18 protein-coding genes are annotated in these 18,740 nt (G+C 44.4%); 12 read left to right on the forward strand and 6 right to left on the reverse strand.

What is annotated here, in order from left to right:
- Positions 1–144: 144 nt before the first annotated feature.
- The 4 genes from tig (at position 145) to ABR189_RS14150 (ending at position 3,955) form a co-directional block, all read left to right on the forward strand.
- The gene (tig, locus tag ABR189_RS14135) at positions 145–1,530 is read left to right on the forward strand and encodes a trigger factor (protein ID WP_354661162.1); all 1,386 of its coding nucleotides are present in this window, start codon (positions 145–147) and stop codon (positions 1,528–1,530) included.
- Positions 1,520–2,221, forward strand: a complete 702-nt coding sequence (gene clpP, locus ABR189_RS14140) for an ATP-dependent Clp endopeptidase proteolytic subunit ClpP (protein ID WP_354661163.1) — start codon at positions 1,520–1,522, stop codon at positions 2,219–2,221. The genes tig and clpP overlap by 11 nt, the downstream gene beginning before the upstream one ends.
- Before the next feature lie 126 nt (positions 2,222–2,347).
- Positions 2,348–3,589: an ATP-dependent Clp protease ATP-binding subunit ClpX gene (gene clpX / locus ABR189_RS14145; protein ID WP_354661164.1), complete on the forward strand. Its 1,242-nt coding sequence runs from the start codon at positions 2,348–2,350 to the stop codon at positions 3,587–3,589.
- 36 nt (positions 3,590–3,625) lie between these two features.
- Positions 3,626–3,955 carry a hypothetical protein gene (locus tag ABR189_RS14150; RefSeq protein ID WP_354661165.1) on the forward strand — a complete coding sequence of 110 codons (330 nt, stop codon included), beginning with the start codon at positions 3,626–3,628 and terminating at the stop codon, positions 3,953–3,955.
- 92 nt (positions 3,956–4,047) lie between these two features.
- Here the strand turns inward: ABR189_RS14150 and ABR189_RS14155 are convergent, their stop codons facing one another.
- The 6 genes from ABR189_RS14155 to porX all read right to left on the reverse strand — a co-directional run bounded on the left by ABR189_RS14155 (position 4,048) and on the right by porX (position 10,340).
- Positions 4,048–4,923 (reverse strand): c-type cytochrome, encoded by an 876-nt coding sequence (locus tag ABR189_RS14155; RefSeq protein WP_354661166.1) that lies wholly within the window; start codon positions 4,921–4,923, stop codon positions 4,048–4,050.
- Between the two features lie 447 nt (positions 4,924–5,370).
- Positions 5,371–6,513 carry an acyl-CoA dehydrogenase family protein gene (locus tag ABR189_RS14160; RefSeq protein WP_354661167.1) on the reverse strand — a complete coding sequence of 381 codons (1,143 nt, stop codon included), beginning with the start codon at positions 6,511–6,513 and terminating at the stop codon, positions 5,371–5,373.
- An 11-nt stretch (positions 6,514–6,524) separates the two neighbouring features.
- Positions 6,525–7,490, reverse strand: a complete 966-nt coding sequence (locus ABR189_RS14165; RefSeq protein WP_354661168.1) for a ComEA family DNA-binding protein — start codon at positions 7,488–7,490, stop codon at positions 6,525–6,527.
- A gap of 88 nt (positions 7,491–7,578) precedes the next feature.
- Complete coding sequence (locus ABR189_RS14170) at positions 7,579–8,340, reverse strand: MBL fold metallo-hydrolase (protein ID WP_354661169.1); 762 nt, start codon at positions 8,338–8,340, stop codon at positions 7,579–7,581.
- Positions 8,341–8,401: 61 nt separating this feature from the next.
- Positions 8,402–8,734: a hypothetical protein gene (locus ABR189_RS14175; protein ID WP_354661170.1), complete on the reverse strand. Its 333-nt coding sequence runs from the start codon at positions 8,732–8,734 to the stop codon at positions 8,402–8,404.
- Between the two features lie 52 nt (positions 8,735–8,786).
- Positions 8,787–10,340, reverse strand: coding sequence for a T9SS response regulator signal transducer PorX (porX, locus tag ABR189_RS14180; RefSeq protein WP_354661171.1), 1,554 nt, complete (start codon positions 10,338–10,340; stop codon positions 8,787–8,789).
- 408 nt (positions 10,341–10,748) lie between these two features.
- On the opposite strand from porX, the gene ABR189_RS14185 reads away from it, so the two are divergent.
- The 8 genes from ABR189_RS14185 to ABR189_RS14220 all read left to right on the forward strand — a co-directional run bounded on the left by ABR189_RS14185 (position 10,749) and on the right by ABR189_RS14220 (position 18,708).
- Complete coding sequence (locus tag ABR189_RS14185) at positions 10,749–11,975, forward strand: HD domain-containing protein (protein WP_354661172.1); 1,227 nt, start codon at positions 10,749–10,751, stop codon at positions 11,973–11,975.
- A 90-nt stretch (positions 11,976–12,065) separates the two neighbouring features.
- Positions 12,066–13,115, forward strand: coding sequence for a UDP-3-O-(3-hydroxymyristoyl)glucosamine N-acyltransferase (gene lpxD, locus ABR189_RS14190; RefSeq protein ID WP_354661173.1), 1,050 nt, complete (start codon positions 12,066–12,068; stop codon positions 13,113–13,115).
- Between the two features lie 43 nt (positions 13,116–13,158).
- The gene (locus ABR189_RS14195) at positions 13,159–14,577 is read left to right on the forward strand and encodes a bifunctional UDP-3-O-[3-hydroxymyristoyl] N-acetylglucosamine deacetylase/3-hydroxyacyl-ACP dehydratase (RefSeq protein WP_354661174.1); all 1,419 of its coding nucleotides are present in this window, start codon (positions 13,159–13,161) and stop codon (positions 14,575–14,577) included.
- 5 nt (positions 14,578–14,582) lie between these two features.
- Positions 14,583–15,383 carry an acyl-ACP--UDP-N-acetylglucosamine O-acyltransferase gene (gene lpxA, locus ABR189_RS14200; RefSeq protein WP_354661175.1) on the forward strand — a complete coding sequence of 267 codons (801 nt, stop codon included), beginning with the start codon at positions 14,583–14,585 and terminating at the stop codon, positions 15,381–15,383.
- The gene (locus ABR189_RS14205; RefSeq protein WP_354661176.1) at positions 15,367–15,987 is read left to right on the forward strand and encodes an ABC transporter ATP-binding protein; all 621 of its coding nucleotides are present in this window, start codon (positions 15,367–15,369) and stop codon (positions 15,985–15,987) included. The genes lpxA and ABR189_RS14205 overlap by 17 nt, the downstream gene beginning before the upstream one ends.
- A 94-nt stretch (positions 15,988–16,081) precedes the next feature.
- A complete protein-coding gene (locus tag ABR189_RS14210) occupies positions 16,082–17,383 on the forward strand; it encodes an MFS transporter (protein WP_354661177.1) in 1,302 nt (433 codons plus the stop codon).
- A gap of 24 nt (positions 17,384–17,407) precedes the next feature.
- Positions 17,408–18,247 (forward strand): MBL fold metallo-hydrolase, encoded by an 840-nt coding sequence (locus ABR189_RS14215; RefSeq protein WP_354661178.1) that lies wholly within the window; start codon positions 17,408–17,410, stop codon positions 18,245–18,247.
- An 80-nt stretch (positions 18,248–18,327) separates the two neighbouring features.
- Positions 18,328–18,708, forward strand: a complete 381-nt coding sequence (locus ABR189_RS14220; protein WP_354661179.1) for a co-chaperone GroES — start codon at positions 18,328–18,330, stop codon at positions 18,706–18,708.
- Positions 18,709–18,740: the final 32 nt, after the last annotated feature.

Here is an 18,740-nt window from a genome sequence, read left to right on the forward strand (position 1 = left end):
CTTGCCATTAAGGCATTAAGTAGCAAAGCGTTCTGCGTTAGCTGCCATTCCTTCTTGTCTTTGTGACGTCATGGCAGGAAAAACAATCAGGAATCATTATTGCTTCATTTTGAACACTTACAATAAAGAACATTTACTAGTATTATGGCTACCGTAACCAGAGAAAACATTGGGTTATTGAATGATAAGATCACTGTGAAAGTGAGCCAGGAAGATTACCTTCCTAATTTTGATAAAGCAGTAAAGCAATTCAGCAAAAATGCCAATATACCGGGCTTCCGCAAGGGAATGGTACCCGCCGGCATGGTAAAGAAGATGCATGGTCAGGCCATTTTTGGCGATGAGGTGCTGAAATCTGTTGAAAAAGAGCTGATGGGCTATCTGCAAACAGAAAAGCTGGACATATTTGGTCAGCCCATTTCTCTGGACAAGGAAGCTAAAAATCTTGATTTTAGCGTACCTGCTGAATACAGCTTTGATTTTGAAATCGGGCTGAAACCAGAGATCAAGGTAACCCCACTGGAAGGTAATAAAACCACCCTCACCAAGTACAATATCAAGGTAACGGATGAAATGGTGGAAGACGAAGTAACCCGCCTGCAGATCAAGGGTGGCAAAATGAACGAACCTGAAACCATCGATACAGAAGACAACGTGCTGTCTGTCGTTTTTGAAGAAAGCGATGCTGCCGGTAATGTAGTAGAAGGTGGTATTAAGAAGGAAAACTCCATTTTGCTGAAATACTTTACCCCTGCTATCCAGGCGCAATTAATGGGAAAACAAAAAGATGCTTCCATCGTATTCCAGCTGGCTACTTCCTTTGATGAGGAAAGACTGGGCTGGATCCTGAAAGACCTTGGCTTTGACAAGGACGACAAGGAAGCTGCACAGAAATACTTTAAATTGACCGTTGCGAAAGTAGGGTTGATTGAGAAAAGGGAATTAGATGAAGCATTCTTTAATGAAATCTACCCTGGCGCCGATATTACTACTGAAGAAGCTTTTCGCGCCAAACTGAAAGAAGAAGTAGAAAAATACTGGGCCTCCGAAAGCCGTAACCACATGCACAACGACCTGTTTGAAGTGCTGGTACACGAAACGCCTATAGAGTTGCCTAAAGACTTCCTAAAACGTTGGCTGCAAACCGGTGGTGAAAAACCAAAAACTGCCGAAGAAGCCGAAAAAGAATATCCGAATTTTGACCATCAGTTGCGCTGGACACTTGTCAGCGATAAACTGATCCGCGATAACAAACTGGAAGTTTCTTTCGATGAACTGAAAGAAAATGCCAAACAGAAGATAATGGGTTATTATGGCATGGGGGCTTCCGCAACAGACGGAGCAGAATGGCTGGATAGCTACATGGATCGCCTGTTACAGGATGAAAAATTTGTGGATCAGACCTATCGTGAAATGGTGACACAGAAATTATTTGACTGGGCCGAAACACAGGTGAACGTGAAGGAAGAGGACATCACAGCAGAACAATTTGTTAATTTGCCTCATAAACATCACCATCATGAACATTAATAACGAATTCAGAAAATACGCCATTCAACATCGCGGAATCAGTAGCCTGGTTGTAGATAGCTATACCCGCCATAATATCAATTCGCTGACGCCTTATATCATTGAGGAGCGGCCTATGAATGTGGCTACCATGGATGTTTTTTCCCGTTTGATGATGGACCGTATCATATTCCTGGGCGACCCGGTAAATGACTACGTGGCTAACGTAATCACCGCCCAGCTGCTGTTCCTGGAGTCTACAGACCGTACCAGGGACATACAGATGTACGTAAACAGCCCCGGAGGTAGTGTATATGCAGGCTTAGGTATCTATGATACCATGCAGATCATTGCACCGGATGTGGCTACTATCTGTACCGGTATGGCTGCCTCTTTTGGCGCTGTACTGCTGGTAGCAGGTACCAAAGGAAAACGTACCGCGCTGAAACATGCCCGCGTAATGATTCACCAGCCACATGGCGGTGCCGAAGGACAAACTTCCGACATTGAAATCACTGCCCGGGAGTTTATCAAACTCAAAAAAGAACTGAACGAAATCATTGCCACCCATTGCGGACAGCCCGTTAAAAAAGTAGAAAAAGATTCCGATCGTGACTACTGGATGACTGCTGATGAAGCAAAAGAATATGGCATTATTGATGACGTGCTCGACAAAAACCCGAGAAAAAAGCAGGATTCAACTCCGCAATAATATCGGAAACCGTCCCGGACAACCGGGACGGTTTTAATTTATACCGTACCCGGATTTTTGGCGTAATTTTATATTCCTGTTATTACCTGCATGTGAATGCACCATTGAAAAACGAAATATTTTCAGATGAAAGAATCTAAAATACGCTGTTCCTTTTGCAACCGCTCCAAAGATGAAGTGCAAATATTGATTGCAGGTGCGGAAGGACACATATGCGAAAACTGTGTGGCCAACGCACAGGAAATTATTGACCAGGAATTATTCCAGGGTACCAAGAAAGGTACCACTACCGCTTCCCACTTTGTTCCCAAAGTGTCTAAGCCAATGGAAATCAAAAAATTCCTGGATGAATATGTAATTGGCCAGGATGATGCTAAAAAAATATTGGCAGTAGCGGTGTATAACCACTACAAACGCCTTAACCAGCAGGTAGAAGAAGATGAGGTGGAAATTGAAAAATCCAACATCATTATGGTGGGCGAAACCGGTACCGGTAAAACCCTGCTGGCAAAGTCTATTGCCAAATTACTCAATGTTCCTTTTACCATCGTAGATGCTACGGTATTTACGGAAGCCGGCTACGTAGGGGAAGATGTGGAAAGCATTTTAAGCCGCCTGCTGCAGGTGTGCAATTATGATGTGGAAGCAGCAGAACGTGGCATTGTATACATCGATGAGATTGATAAAATTGCCCGTAAAAGCGATAATCCCTCCATTACCCGTGATGTAAGTGGTGAAGGGGTACAACAGGGCCTGCTGAAGCTGCTGGAAGGTACCGAAGTACTGGTACCACCACAAGGCGGACGTAAACACCCTGAACAAAAACTGATCAAGGTAAATACCCAAAACATCCTGTTTATTTGCGGTGGTGCTTTTGATGGGGTAGATAAGATCATCAGCAGAAGAGTACAAACACATTCTATTGGCTTTACCGTAAATAAGGACCGGGAAGAAGAAAACAAAAAGCATATCCTGCGCTATGTAAATTCCCAGGATCTGAAAACGTTCGGTCTCATTCCGGAATTACTGGGCCGTTTGCCGGTAGTTACCTACCTGAACTCGCTGGACAGGGATACGCTCAAAGCTATCCTGGTAACGCCTAAGAATGCGCTGGTAAAACAGTATAAAAAGCTCTTTAAGGTAGAAAACATTGATTTCGTCATAGAAGACGAGGCCATTGAATACATTGTAGATAAAGCCATGGAATTTAAACTGGGCGCACGTGGATTACGTTCTATCTGTGAAGTGATCCTGAGCGAGGCCATGTTCCAGCTGCCATCTGCCAATGAAACCTCCTTTACCCTTACCAAAGCATATGCAATGGAAAGACTGGAGCAGTCCACCTTATCTAAGTTGAAAGTTGCTTAACACATTTCACTATTCACTTTCCATAAAATCTGATCTATGCAGGAACTCATTCAGCAATTACAGGAAAAAGCAGGCCTTACCGCTGAGCAGGCGGTGAAATCCGTAGACGTAATCAAAGAATTTGTGAAAGGCAAATTACCTCCATTTATTGCCGGTACTGTAGATAGCTGGTTTGCCAATATGGCCAGCCAGTCGGACGCCAAAAAAGAAGGCTTCATGGATCAGGCCGGTGATTTCCTGGACGATATGAAAGATAAAGTGGAAGATTGGGCAGAAGATGCCAAAGATAAAGCGACTCACCTTGCAAAAGATGCCAAGGATAAGCTGTCCGACATCTTCCAGGATAAAAAAGAAGGTAACAAATAATACATACCGGCGCTGCCAGGTGGATCATACATGTAAAAGTCCCACACTTGTTAAAGGTGCGGGACTTTTTTATTCAACTGTATTTGGGGAACCTAAATACTTTTCAGGTACAGATATAAGGCCTTGAGTTCATCAGTGGTATAGGCTGCAGTCATTTTCCATGGCATCTCTTCATTCTTCAGTTGTTTACCCTCCGGCGTTGTGCCGGTACGTAACGTATTTACAAACTCCTCTACTGACCATTTACCAATATGACCACTGGCAGTAATATTGGCTACAGGTGGCTGACCAGGGATAGGGCTTTTGCCGCCTTTTAAATCCGGATAGTGGCATCCTGTACAGGACATCGCCAGGTATTTTCCATATTCGGCTGTTACTTCCTTCACTACCTGAGCAGGTTGCTGGTAGCCATGGTCCACCTTTTCTGCCGGAAGTAAAGGCATCTGGTCAAAGGCAGTCAGTATCCTTCCCATAGGACCTATGTGCGCAGGTGGCAATGCACTGTTTACCGGAGGCTGTGCCTTGCAAAAAGCGATCAGCGCCGCCATATCTTTATCATCAAGTCTGGCATACTCATAAGAAGGCATGAGCAAAAGTGACTTCCCCTCATGGTCTATGCCATGCCGCATAGCCCTTAACCAGTCTTTATCACTAAACCAGTCCGGTACCCCACCTTCCCCGCTGGTTAAATTGGCACCTACCAGCCGGCCAATCATCGGGTCATCCAAAAACACCTTCCCTGCCAGATTAGCGCCATGACAATCCCCGCATCCCTTTATCGCAAATAAATGTGCACCATGACTAATAGTGGCAGAATCGGCAGGAATATCAATACTCCTTACCGCTACCTCATATGTTTTATTAATACGCTGTGCTGTAATGCCATAGATAACACCATATGCAATCAGGAGGAGAACAGCTATTATTCCCAACACTATGCCTGACCATCTCAATATTTTTCGAATCATTATCTTGTTATTTTCCATGCAAAATTAGCAGGTGGCCATGCGTGGAAACTCAGTAGTACTACGGGGATATTTTTATAGCGAAAACTACCGGGAGGAGGGATTATCAACAAGCACTAAATAAACAAGCATCCCGGTTGAGAGGATGCTTGTTTTTTAGGGTAAAAATGTTTCAATCTTCGTTTTGTGTTTTAGGTTGATAAATTGGTAAAGGAGTGATGAATTAACCCAAATTTAACGTTCCTTTTTCAATATTCCCTAACACAAAAGATGTAATGTTTCATTTAATTGTCAAAAAAAAGAGGAAACATACATACTACACTTATTTACATTATACATGTTTAGCATGTATATACTCCTGATAAAAAATAAATAATAGCCCTACAGCTATCTAATTGATCTCCAATTAATTCCATTTTCAGGCATTATTTTCGCCTGCTAAAAATTTAGCTATTTTTTGAGTGCTTCCCTGGCAATGACGATTTTTTGTATCTCGGAGGTACCTTCACCGATGGTACATAATTTGGCATCACGGTAAAATTTCTCCACGGGGAAGTCTTTCGTATAACCGTATCCTCCAAATACCTGTACGGCTTCATTGGCTACCTTCACAGCTACTTCTGAGGCGTAATACTTGGCCATTGCCGCCTGTTGAGTCACAGGGAGTTTCCTGTTCTTGAGATCTGCGGCCTGCATGGTCAGCAATTCCGCCGCTTCAATCTGCGTAGCCATGTCGGCCAGTTTAAAAGAGATGCCCTGAAAATTGGCAATAGGCTGATCAAACTGGTGGCGTTCCTTGGCGTACTTTATGGCAGCATCACAAGCCCCTTTGGCAATACCCAGCGACAACGCCGCAATAGAGATCCGGCCACCGTCTAATATCTTCATCGACTGGATAAAGCCTTCCCCTACCTCACCCAGTAAGTTTTCTGCAGGAATGCGGCAGTTGTCAAAGATCATTTCTGCGGTTTCTGAAGCCCGCATGCCCAGTTTATTTTCTTTTTTACCTCCGCTAAAGCCAGGTGTTCCTTTTTCTACAATAAAGGCACTCATACCGTGGCTATCCCGTACTTCCCCGGTACGGGCAATCACTACCGCTACATCACAGCTTTTGCCATGGGTGATCCAGCATTTGGTACCATTGATCACCCAGTCATTGCCCTCCTGTTTTGCCACACATTTCATATTCATTGCATCGGATCCGGTATTGGGTTCTGTTAATCCCCAGGCCGCAATCCATTCCGCAGTAGCCAGCTTAGGCAGGTATTTCTTTTTCTGTGCTTCATTTCCAAATTGCAGGATATGTCCTGTACCCAAGGAATTATGAGCGGCTACACTTAATCCTATCCCCCCGCAGCACCTGGCTACCTCGCTGATTACCGTTACATATTCCAGGTAGCTGAAACCGCTGCCGCCATATTCTTCCGGTACCAGTACTCCCATCAACCCCAGCGCTCCCAGTTGCTTAAACAGGGCTACAGGAAACTCCTGCTTTTCATCCCACTCCATCATATGCGGGAGTATATGGACCTTACCAAAATCGCGGATCATTTGCGCAATCTGTTGTTGCATTTCCGTAGGCTGAAAGTTCATAAAAGCAGTATTTAAAATTTGATCTGAATGTAATGTTCAATTTTACGATAAATAATCTCATCCACCAACGGGATGCTGCGCAGGTCGTCTAATTGGCTAAAAGGCCCGTGTGCATTGCGATAGCGCACTATCAGACCAGCCAGTTTTTGACTTATATATGGATGATCTGCCAAAGATTTTTCATCTGTGTGGTTAATATCGATTTTTCTTAGTAAACCGTTATCCAGGCGTAGCAAAGCTTGAATTTTTTTAAACGTCGTATCTGGTAAACCGTAGGTTTCGGCAACTTGTGCAATGGCATAAAACCCTCCCAACCTCTCACGGAATGTCACAATCCGCCTGGCAAGTACCGGGCCTATACCTGGCAATGCCTGCCAGGAAAGGGTATCTGCCGTATTGATAGCAATCAGGGGTAATGGGGGACGTTCCCGGCTACTGAAAAATGCAGGCCTGTTCCCGGTCCGGAAGCTGTCTACCCGGCTCTTTTTTAGTCCCGCAGGTACTTTCGCCTCATCAGGAATACGTACATAACTTACCAGGCGCTGATATACTACCGGTGAAAGTCCATAAATTTTCTGCAGGTCTTCCTGCTTATGAAAACGCCCTCCTTTCCGGATATAATTTTGAATAGTACGAATGGTACGGGGTGGCACGCCAAGTCGCTCCCAGTCATTTGCAGGCAGTGTATTAGGATTGAAATAAAATAAAGCGGGGGTATTACTGACCGGTAAAGCAGATAAATCACCTGAGTGATTATTAGTTCGTGCCGGGGATTTGTGTAGGGCGGTTGCCAGTTGTTGCTCAAATGTGGTAACAGCGGCTGCAAATCCTGTTGTATCTGTAGCAACAGGGGGGCTGAAAAAAGAACCCACAACGGGCAGGCACCAACTGAAAGCGATGAAGGCCAGTAAAACAAGCAGACCTGTTCTTTCTGCTTTGGAAAACTGAAAGTAGGATCGAAAAAAAGATGGTCGCATGGGGTAACAACATTGCTGCGACAAAAGTATGGGACAGGAAGGAGAAATCTGTTAACCGCAGGTTAAGCACAGGTACCTTTATTATATATTACAACGCAATCTCCAGCCCGTCATATGCCAGCGCCATACCATCCGGCAACTCCACAGACACTTCATCATGCAGGCCCAGCTGATGGCTGATATGCGTAAAATACACCTGGGGCACCTTTAGCTCCGTGGCCAGGGCGATCGCTTCATCCAGCGTAAAATGGGATATATGTTTTTCGCGGCGCAACGCATTTAACACCAGCACCTTTGATCCTATGATCTTCTCTTTTTCTTCTTCTGCAATGAAATTAGCATCTGTGATATAGGTAAAGTCGTGAATCCGGAACCCCATTACCGGCATTTTATAATGCATCACATTAATAGGAGTTACCGGCATGCCTTTTACCTCAAAAGGCTCATCCGTAATAGTAAGCAAGTTGATTTCGGGGATGCCCGGATATTTAAAATCAGCAAAAGCATAGGCAAACTCCCGCATGATAACATTCTGGGAATAGTCCGTAGCGTAAATATCAATATGGCTTTGCTGAAAATAATTAAATGCCCGTATATCGTCCATACCAGCAATATGATCTTTATGGGAATGGGTAATCAGCACTGCTTCCAGGTGTTTTACCTGCGCCCTCAACATCTGGTACCGGAAATCCGGGGTAGTATCTACTACTATATTGCCTGCCGGAGATGCAATGAGGATACTACTTCTCAGGCGGGTATCCTTTTTATTACCGGAAGTACACACTCTGCAACCGCATGCTATTACCGGCACCCCCTGCGATGTACCTGTACCAAGAAATGTAACTTTCACGCTGCTAAATGATTTGATTTTATGAATGCCATGCCACTTGTCATCCCCACCTTATTTGTTTTTATTCGGTGGGTGCAGCCTCATCTGCCGGAGGTGCTGCAGGCTCATCGGGTATGCTGCTTAAAGCTGCTTTGCTATCCAATACCTGCTTGTAAAGTTTCAGGGATTCCGGTGTCAGCATTCCCTGTTCCAATTGAATGGTAGATAAAATATCCAGCAAGGTATTAATGCGTCCCTCCATGTTGAGGAACTTATTAATCACCACTACCCTTTTATGCTCCAATATACAATACCCTGAAGTGAAAGTACCTTTTTCAAAACGCAGTACGTACTTCGCTTCTTCAAATACTTTTTCTAACCGGGCGAGGTTATTTGGTGTGATTTTGATATTCATGATGCAAATTTAGCTAAAAGCGCGTAGCTATCAGCTTTAAACCATTAGCTTGTTATTTACTGACGAGCCTGGCCACCGGCACAATCATTTCCTCCAGGGAAATACCGCCGTGCTGGAACGTATTGCGATAATAATTTACAAAGTAATTATAGTTGTTGGGATAACATAAATAACCATCCCCGCGGGCAAAAATATACGAGGAGTTTACATTAGGCCTGGGCAAACCAGCTTCCCGGGGGTCCCGGAAGGCTAATACCTCCTTGGGATCATAATTCAGGTTACGGCCATGCTTATACCGCAGATTGGTAGTAGTTTGCTTATCCCCTATCACTTTTACCGGGGTATTTACCCTTACACTTCCGTGATCGGTAGCAATGATCAGGTTGATCTTTTTATCCCCCAGCCGTTTTAACGCCTGATGCAGGGGAGAATGCTCGAACCAGCTGGCGGTAATAGACCGATAAGAAGTTTCATCAGCAGCCAGCTCTTTCAGTACTTCCATTTCTGTGCGGGCATGGCTGAGCATATCCACAAAATTGTATACAATAATATTCAGGGGATAATCCATCAGATTATGTATACCATTCAACATATGCTGTGCATCCGCATGGTTGGTAACCTTAGTGTAGGAAAAGCGGGTATCCATTTTTAACCGGGCCAGCTGTGCGGCAAAGAACTCCTCTTCATACAGGTTCTTTCCGCCTTCCTCATCATCATTCCGCCATTGCACCGGAAAATAATGCTCTATATCAATAGGCAGCATCCCTGCAAAAATGGCGTTTCGGCTGTATTGCGTGGAGGTAGGCAAAATGCTGTAAAATGTATCCTCCTCTACCAGCCGGAACGATTCCAGGAAAATAGGCAGGATTGCCTTCCACTGATCCAGCCGGAGGTTATCTATTAATATAAAAAAGTTGGGAACATCCTTTTCCAGGAACGGCACGACCTTATCCTCAAAAAGGGTATGCGACATCACCGGTGCATCTTTGGCCCGGGTGCCTACCCAGCTGGCATAATTCCGGCTGATGAATTTGGCAAACTCGGTGTTGGCTTCCGCCTTCTGGGTATTGAACACTTCCAGCATTTCCGGGCTGTTGGTTTTTCCCATCTCCATTTCCCAATACACCAGCTTCTTATAGATATCCATCCACTCCGTATGGTCCGGGTTGGAATTCAGGGCCATAAACAGAGAGCGAAACTCCTGCTGGTAAGCAATGGTTGTTTTCTCAGCTACCAGCCTTTTATTATCTATGATCTTTTTAAGGGACAATAATACCTGGTTAGGGTTGACCGGTTTGATCAGGTAATCCGTGATCTGGGAGCCGATAGCATCATCCATCACATTCTCTGCTTCATTTTTGGTGATCATCACCACCGGGATCTGCTGATCTATCTCCTTTATTTTACTGAGGGTTTCCAAACCGGTAATCCCTGGCATTGACTCGTCCAGCAGTACCACGTCCACCACCTGTTCCTTTAAAAACTCCAGTGCATCATAGCCATTGGTCAGGGCACTCACTTTATATCCTTTACTTTCAAGGAATATGATCTGAGATTTAAGGGACTCTATTTCATCATCTACCCAAAGTATATTTATTTGATTCATGCAAGGAATTGTATGGTTAAAAGAGCAATTAGCTATTAGCCTTTAGCTTTTAGCCTTAATTACGCAAACACATCAGCTAACGGCTAACAGCTAATTGCTAACAGCTTGAAATTACCATCTATTTTGGTCAAAAACCATTCCCCGAACACGGATACTGCGAAATAAAATGTTAAAAAATGAAAATACAGCCAGCAGGGAGGTGCCCAAAGCAGTAAAAAAATGCACCGGCGATGAGGGTATTTGTTAATAAAAGCGTCTATACAATTAAAAAAGTTACATATAATTAATTCCTAGCGTAGTTTTGCACACAGGCACTATTAGTTAAAGTTGAAATTAACGGATAAAATACCTGTAATTTTAAGGAAGAAAACGGCTTCAACCATATGGCCTTCATCACTAACTGAATGTATGACCGAACGCAAGCGTAAAATTGTTAATGATCCGGTATATGGCTTTATTACCATAGATCATCCGTTGATTTTCAATCTCATTTCACATCCTTACTATCAGCGTTTGCGCAGAATACACCAGATGGCGCTCGCACAGCTGGTGTATCCCGGGGCGATGCACACCCGCTTTCATCATAGCATGGGCGCATACCATCTCATGAGTTGTGCCTTACAGGAGTTAAAAAGCAAGGGCATCCTTATTACCCCCCAGGAGGAAGTAGCGGCCAAAATGGCGATCCTGCTGCACGATATTGGTCATGGTCCTTATTCACACGCCCTGGAAAATGGTATCATTGAAGGGGTATCGCACGAAGAAATATCCCAGTGGCTGATGGAAGCCCTTAACCGGGAGATGGATGGCGCTTTGACACTTACCCTGGATATCTTTAATGGACGCTACCACAAAAAATTCCTGCACCAGTTGGTTTCCAGCCAGTTAGACGTTGACAGAATGGACTATCTGAACAGGGACAGCTTTTATACCGGGGTATCTGAAGGGGTGATTGGCTACGACAGGATCATTAAAATGCTGACTGTGCACAACGGGGAGTTGATGGTGGAAGAGAAAGGCATTTATTCCATAGAAAAGTTCATTGTATCCCGCCGGCTGATGTATTGGCAGGTGTACCTGCACAAAACGGTGCTCAGCGCCGAAAACATGCTGGTAAAAATACTTTGCAGGGCCAAGGAACTGGCTTTGGGCGGCGCCCGCCTGTTTGCCTCTCCTGCATTACAGTACTTTTTATATCACCCTATTACCAAAGATAACTTTGAAAGGGAACCATCCTGCCTGCAACAATTCTGCTTATTGGACGACTACGATATTATGAGTGCCATAAAAGTTTGGGCAGGTCATGAAGACCAGGTGTTATCTATGCTTTGCAAATGGCTGATAAACAGGGATTTATTTAAGGTAGTACTGAATAATGAGCCCTTTGGGGAAGATGCCATCGGGGTACTGAAACAGCAAGTGGCACAAAAATGGGGGATAAAAGGAGCAGCTTTGGATTATTTTGTATTTACCGGCACTGCCAGCCTCAGGGCATATAATGTAAATGACGAGAAGATTAATATTCTTTTTAAAGATGGTACGGTAAAAGACATTTCATCTATTGACAATGCATTGGTTAGTCATACGCTGGCTATACCGATAAAAAAATTCTACATTTGTCATCCAAAAATCTAGGCTAACAACGTTTAGAAGGGAATCGGCGGGTGGCGGAGCAGGTGTATAAAATCTGCGGGAGCTTAGTAAATAACATTTCAATTAAAATTTATGCAATTTAGCGCATTACAATTAGCCACCATGCTCGATGGTAAGCTAGAGGGAAATCCGGAAGTTAAAGTGAGCAATATCGCCAAGATAGAAGAGGCGGGAGAAGGTATGCTCAGCTTTATCGCTAATCCTAAATACGAAGAATTTATATATACTACCCAGGCATCTATTCTGATTGTGAATGAAAACCTGGTCATTGACCGGCCTGTTCATCCCACGCTGATCCGGGTAAAGGATGCTTATAGCAGCTTTGCCCTGCTGCTGGAAAAATATGAGCAAATGGCCGGTAATAAATCCGGTATCCAGCAACCTTCTTTCGTTCCCAAGTCAGTAAAACTGGGCGAAAACGTATTTATTGGCGCTTTTGCCTACCTGGGAGAAAATGTGGTACTGGGCAATAACGTAAAAATCTATCCAGGTGTATATCTGGGAGATAATGTGATTGTAAATAATGATGCCACCCTGTACCCTGGTGTAAAAGTGTATGCGAACTGTATAGTGGGCAATCGGGTAATACTGCATGCCGGTTGTGTAATAGGCGGAGATGGTTTTGGATTTGCCCCTCAACCGGACGGTTCCTATAAAAAGGTACCTCAGATTGGTAATGTTGTGATCCATGATGACGTAGAGATCGGTGCCAATACCACGATTGACCGGGCTACGATGGGCTCTACGGTAATTCGCCAGGGTGTGAAAATGGATAACCTGATCCAGGTAGCACACAATGTAGACATAGGCGTAAATACAGTGATAGCCGCCCAAACGGGTGTTTCCGGCAGTACTAAAATCGGCCAGAACTGTATTATAGGTGGCCAGGTAGGTATGGTAGGACATATCCATATTGCCGATGGCACCAAAATAAATGCACAGAGCGGCTTATCCAAATCTATTACTTCCCCGAATACCTCTCTGACCGGCTCTCCTGCTTATGATTATAAAAGTTCGCTGAAAAGTCAGGCAATTTTTAGAAATTTGCCCGACCTTGAAAAACGGGTAAAAGAATTAGAGGATATGGTAAAACAACTGCTTTCTGAACGGGAAGGCGTTTGAAAATTGTAATCTGAATCAAACTTTTATACATTAGCGTTTAATCATGATGGATAATCAACAGCACGATAATCAACACACGCTTAAAAGTCCCATTACCATTGCAGGTGTAGGGTTGCACACTGGAGCCCACGTAAATATGACGCTTAAACCAGCTACCCCTGGCTTTGGCATTAAATTTCAACGTATTGACCTTCCTGATCAACCTATTGTAAAGGCCGATGTAGACTATGTAGTGGATACCGCCCGTGGCACCACGCTGGAGCACAATGGTGCCCGCGTAAGCACAGTAGAACATCTGCTGGCTGCACTGGTAGGCGGCGGTGTAGACAATGTGCTGATAGAACTGGACGGGCCTGAAATTCCTATTATGGATGGCAGCTCCCAGCCTTTCCTGGAAGCAATTGAAAAGGTAGGCATCCAGGATCAGGACGCTAAAAAGATCTATTATTCTATAGATACCAATATCAGCTACTACGATGAAGCAAAAAAGGTAGAAATGGTGGCACTGCCAGCCGTGGATTACCGCGTTACCTGCCTCATCGACTTTAACTCTCCTGTATTAGGCACCCAGCATGCTAATCTGAAAGGTATGCAGGAGTTCAAAAAGGAAATTGCTCCCTGCCGCACTTTCTGCTTCTTACATGAACTGGAATACCTGATCTCCAATAACCTGATTAAAGGCGGTGATATCAATAATGCCATTGTAGTAGTAGACCGGCCTATCAGCGAAGAAGAGCTGAGCCGCCTGGCTACTTCTTTTCAGCGCGAACAGATCTCTGTACAGCGGGAAGGCATCCTGAACAATATTGAACTGCGGTTCCCGAACGAACCTGCTCGTCATAAACTGCTGGATGTGATTGGCGATCTCGCCCTGATAGGCTACCCTATCAAAGCGCATATCATTGCCAACCGTCCGGGGCATGCATCTAACGTAGAATTTGCCAGGAAAATCAAACAATATATCAAAAAGAACAAGCACGCACGGGATATTCCTATTTATAATCCCAATCAGCCGCCTGTTTTTGATATACGCCGGGTTTTAAAAACATTGCCACACCGCTATCCTTTCCTGTTGGTAGACAAGATCATTGAACTGACAGACAGCCAGGTAGTAGGTATTAAAAATGTCACTATCAATGAACCCTTCTTCCAGGGACATTTCCCCAATAATCCGGTAATGCCGGGAGTATTGCAGGTAGAAGCACTGACACAGGTAGGTGGTATGCTGGCATTGAATACCGTGCCCGATCCTGAAAATTACGACACTTATTTCCTGAAAATAGATAATTGTAAATTCAAGCAGAAAGTACTGCCTGGTGATACCATGATCCTGAAAATGGAGCTTTTAAGCCCTATCAGGAGGGGTATTGTAGAAATGCGGGGAACTGTTTTCATCGGCAACAAAGTAGCCACGGAAGCAGATCTGGTAGCTCAAATTATTAAAACAAGAGACAGCAAATAATAGCAATGATTCACCCGCTTACATACATTCACCCGGACGCCAAAGTGGCGCCTAATGTTAAAATTGATCCGTTTACAGTGATCCATAAAAACGTGGAGATCGGAGATGGTACCTGGATAGGTTCCAATGTGACTGTAATGGAAGGCGCACGTATTGGCAAAAACTGCCGGATATTTCCTGGCGCAGTAATTTCTGCTATTCCCCAGGACCTCAAATTTGCGGGTGAAGATACGACCGTTCAAATTGGTGATAATACAACCATACGCGAATACGTAACCATTAACCGGGGTACCAAAGATAAGTGGAGCACCGTTATCGGTAATAATTGCCTGATCATGGCCTATAGCCATATTGCACATGACTGTGAAGTGGGCAATTACTGCGTATTTTCCAATAATACCACCCTGGCAGGGCATATCTCCGTGGGAGACCACGTAGTACTGGCAGGAATGGTAGCTGTTCAACAGTTTTGTAAAATAGGTGCACATGCTTTTGTAACCGGTGGATCACTGGTGCGTAAAGATGTGCCCCCTTATGTAAAAGCTGCCAGAGAGCCTTTATCCTATGTGGGGGTCAACTCCATCGGATTAAAAAGAAGAGGCTTCTCATTGGAAAAAATTAACCAGATACTGGACATTTACCGCGTAATCTTTGTAAAAGGATATAAATTATCCAAAGCGATCAGCATCATTGAAGCAGAATTTCCGGCTACTGATGAAAGGGATGAAATACTATCCTTCATCCGGGAATCCGGACGTGGTATCATGAAAGGTTATACCTCCCGTTCCAATGACGATCTCCCTTAACCAGACAGGCAAGCGTTTTAACTACGACTGGATATTTCGTGGTGTTACCTTTACTTTCAGGGATGGAGAACGTTATGCAATACTGGGGCCCAATGGTTCGGGCAAATCCACACTACTACAAGTTATCAGCGGTTACCTTCATCACAACGAAGGTACCGTTACTTACAGCACACCGGAAAAGCCCATCGAAAACGATGCGTTTTTCCGGTATAGTGCTATCGCAACACCTTACCTGGAACTGGTAGAAGAATTTACCCTTACAGAATGCCTGCAGTTCCACCTGCAGTTTAAAAACTTTTTACCGGGTATCACTGCCAGTAAAGCTATGCAACTGGTGGGGCTTGAAAAAGCCGCCAATAAACAGATCCGTTATTTTTCCTCCGGGATGAAACAACGTATTAAACTGGCATTGGCCATATTTTCCGATGTACCGGTACTACTGCTGGATGAGCCATGTACCAACCTGGATATGGCAGGCATAGCGCTTTACCGTCAACTGATCGATGAATATTGCGGCCACCGCATGTTAATCATCAGCTCCAATGATGAACAGGAATACGCCATGTGTCCTCACCGGATCAGTATTCTGGATTATAAGAAATAGCTATTAGCTGTTAGCCTTTAGCAGTTAGTGCCTATCTTTTGTTGTTTGACTATTCACAGCTAATGGCTAACAGCCAACAGCTAATAGCTTATTTATGAAAACTGCCAGTAATAAAGTAATCAATGGTTGGGCCATGTACGACTGGGCCAATTCTGTATTTAACCTGGTAATCGTATCCACGTTTTTTCCCGTTTATTTTCTGAAAGTAACCCCGGAACATGTGTCTTTTCTGGGAGGAGTGTTCGTAAATTCGGCCTTATATAACTATACCCTGTCTGCCGCATTTTTGCTGGTAGCCATTCTTTCGCCTATCCTTTCCTCTATCGCAGATACCAGGGGTAATAAAAAGAATTTCCTGCGCTTCTTTACCCTGCTGGGTGGTATTTGCTGCAGCGCACTATATTTTTTTAACGGCGATAACCTGGGTTTCGGTGTGCTGTGTTTTATGCTGGCCACCATAGGCTTTTGCGGAGGGTTGGTATTCTATAATTCCTATTTACCGGAAATAGCCAGCCCGGAAGACCGCGACAGGGTAAGTGCGCGTGGGTTTGCATTAGGTTATGTAGGCAGTGTTATTTTACAGTTGATAGGATTTGCCCTGGTAGTACTCGAACCATTTGGGCTTACCGGAGCACAACCGGTTTTGATTACTTTTTTACTGGTAGGTATCTGGTGGATTGGCTTTGCGCAAATCACCTTTAAAAGCCTGCCTCCCTCCAAAGCCACGGTAGAAACGCATTATGCCAGTGCTGTTACGGAAGGGTTTGCTGAACTAAGAAAAGTGTATGGCCAGGTAAAAGTAATGCCGGTACTAAAACGGTTCCTGCGCAGCTTTTTCTTTTACAGCATGGGCGTACAAACGGTGATGATGGCGGCCACTATATTTGGCAGTAAACTCCTGCAGCTGCCAGACACCAACCTGATTATTACCATCGTGGTAATACAGCTGGTGGCAATCCCCGGAGCATGGGGTATGGCACGGTTGTCCGGCCACTTCGGAAATCTGCGTGTGCTGATTGGCGTTATCCTCCTATGGATAGCAGTATGTGTTGCTGCCTATCGCATTACTACCCCACTCGACTTTTATATCCTGGCTGTAGTAGTAGGCCTGGTGATGGGCGGCGTACAATCCCTCAGCCGGTCTACCTATGCCAAACTAATGCCTGAAACAACTGACACAGCCTCCTTCTTCAGCTACTATGACGTTACCGAAAAACTATCTATTGTATTAGGGATGTTTTCTTTTGGTGTTATAGATGAACTAACGGGTAGTATGCGTAATTCTGTACTGGCCCTCATTTCCTTTTTTGCCATAGGGTTAATATGGCTGATCGCTGCATTACTTAAACAGCGTCAGCTGCAGCAACCTTCCCTCCATTCGTCTGAAATTGCGTAGCTTTAGTCACCTAAATTGAACGTGATGAAACTACATACCATTGAAACAGGTTTTTTTAAACTGGATGGAGGTGCCATGTTTGGCGTGGTACCTAAAAGCATATGGAACAAACTCAACCCGGCAGATGAAAATAATCTATGTACATGGGCTATGCGCTGTATGCTGATAGAAGACGGCAACCGTCTTATCCTTATTGATAATGGTATTGGTAACAAACAGGATGAGAAATTCTTCAGCCATTACTACCTGCATGGTAATGATTCCCTGGATAAATCTCTCGCCGCACTTGGGTTTCATCGGGATGATATCACAGACATGTTTTTAACCCACCTTCATTTTGACCATTGCGGAGGCAGCATTGTGCGGGAAGGTGATAAGCTGTTACCTGCCTTTAAAAATGCCACCTTCTGGAGTAATGCCGACCATTGGAAATGGGCCACCCAACCCAATGACCGCGAAAAAGCCTCTTTCCTGAAAGAGAATATCCTCCCCATTCAGGAAAGCGGACAACTGCAATTCATTCACCATGCAGAAGGAGTCGCTTTTACGGAGCAGATAGCCATCCGTTTTGCCAATGGGCATACCGATGCCATGATGCTGCCCCAGATCAGCTATAAGGGTAAAACAATCATATATATGGCCGACCTGCTACCCTCTGCGGCACACATCCCCCTCCCCTATGTAATGGCTTATGATATGTTTCCACTGACTACGCTCCAGGAAAAGAAAAGTTTCCTGCAGGAAGCAACAGACAAGGAATACATCCTTTATTTTGAACACGATCCTAAAAATGAATGCTGTACCCTTCAGCAAACCGAAAAAGGGATCCGGGTAAAGGAAACTTTTCCCCTCAGCGAAATATGATTACGGATGCTATGTCATAATGTCACAAAAGCAGGCTGGTGCACGCTATTTGTTATAACTTCAGCAGTGAAAATAAGTATATGGCCATCCACATAACACCTGATAATAAATTAAAGAAACTGATTATAGTAGGCGACCGGGTACTGGTAAAACCCACCACCCCCAGCGAGCGTACCGATAGTGGCCTTTATTTACCACCGGGCGTGCAGGAAAAAGAAAAAGTACAGCAGGGATATGTAATTAAAACAGGTCCCGGATATGCCATTCCTGTGCCTGCTGATGAAGATGAGGCCTGGAAACAGGAAGATGATAAAGTAAAATATATTCCATTACAGGCCAAAGAAGGAGATCTGGCGCTTTTTCTCGTGAGCGGTTCCACTGAAATCACTTACAAGGGAGACCGATATTACATTGTTCCCCAGGGCGCTATTCTTATGCTGGAAAGAGAAGAAGACCTGTAACTTATACCACCTGGCATATTTCCCTCACTTAT

The sequence above is a fragment of the Chitinophaga sp. H8 genome (assembly GCF_040567655.1).
GTDB lineage: Bacteria > Bacteroidota > Bacteroidia > Chitinophagales > Chitinophagaceae > Chitinophaga > Chitinophaga defluvii.

What these genes read in the sequence shown, in the direction of transcription:
- tig (WP_354661162.1), top strand. Translation starts at nt 145, where the DNA reads ATGGCTACCGTAACCAGAGAAAACATTGGGTTATTGAATGATAAGATC.
- clpP (WP_354661163.1), top strand. Translation starts at nt 1,520, where the DNA reads ATGAACATTAATAACGAATTCAGAAAATACGCCATTCAACATCGCGGA.
- clpX (WP_354661164.1), top strand. Translation starts at nt 2,348, where the DNA reads ATGAAAGAATCTAAAATACGCTGTTCCTTTTGCAACCGCTCCAAAGAT.
- ABR189_RS14150 (WP_354661165.1), top strand. Translation starts at nt 3,626, where the DNA reads ATGCAGGAACTCATTCAGCAATTACAGGAAAAAGCAGGCCTTACCGCT.
- ABR189_RS14155 (WP_354661166.1), bottom strand. Translation starts at nt 4,923, where the DNA reads ATGATTCGAAAAATATTGAGATGGTCAGGCATAGTGTTGGGAATAATA.
- ABR189_RS14160 (WP_354661167.1), bottom strand. Translation starts at nt 6,513, where the DNA reads ATGAACTTTCAGCCTACGGAAATGCAACAACAGATTGCGCAAATGATC.
- ABR189_RS14165 (WP_354661168.1), bottom strand. Translation starts at nt 7,490, where the DNA reads ATGCGACCATCTTTTTTTCGATCCTACTTTCAGTTTTCCAAAGCAGAA.
- ABR189_RS14175 (WP_354661170.1), bottom strand. Translation starts at nt 8,734, where the DNA reads ATGAATATCAAAATCACACCAAATAACCTCGCCCGGTTAGAAAAAGTA.
- porX (WP_354661171.1), bottom strand. Translation starts at nt 10,340, where the DNA reads ATGAATCAAATAAATATACTTTGGGTAGATGATGAAATAGAGTCCCTT.
- ABR189_RS14185 (WP_354661172.1), top strand. Translation starts at nt 10,749, where the DNA reads ATGACCGAACGCAAGCGTAAAATTGTTAATGATCCGGTATATGGCTTT.
- lpxD (WP_354661173.1), top strand. Translation starts at nt 12,066, where the DNA reads ATGCAATTTAGCGCATTACAATTAGCCACCATGCTCGATGGTAAGCTA.
- ABR189_RS14195 (WP_354661174.1), top strand. Translation starts at nt 13,159, where the DNA reads ATGATGGATAATCAACAGCACGATAATCAACACACGCTTAAAAGTCCC.
- lpxA (WP_354661175.1), top strand. Translation starts at nt 14,583, where the DNA reads ATGATTCACCCGCTTACATACATTCACCCGGACGCCAAAGTGGCGCCT.
- ABR189_RS14205 (WP_354661176.1), top strand. Translation starts at nt 15,367, where the DNA reads ATGACGATCTCCCTTAACCAGACAGGCAAGCGTTTTAACTACGACTGG.
- ABR189_RS14210 (WP_354661177.1), top strand. Translation starts at nt 16,082, where the DNA reads ATGAAAACTGCCAGTAATAAAGTAATCAATGGTTGGGCCATGTACGAC.
- ABR189_RS14215 (WP_354661178.1), top strand. Translation starts at nt 17,408, where the DNA reads ATGAAACTACATACCATTGAAACAGGTTTTTTTAAACTGGATGGAGGT.
- ABR189_RS14220 (WP_354661179.1), top strand. Translation starts at nt 18,328, where the DNA reads ATGGCCATCCACATAACACCTGATAATAAATTAAAGAAACTGATTATA.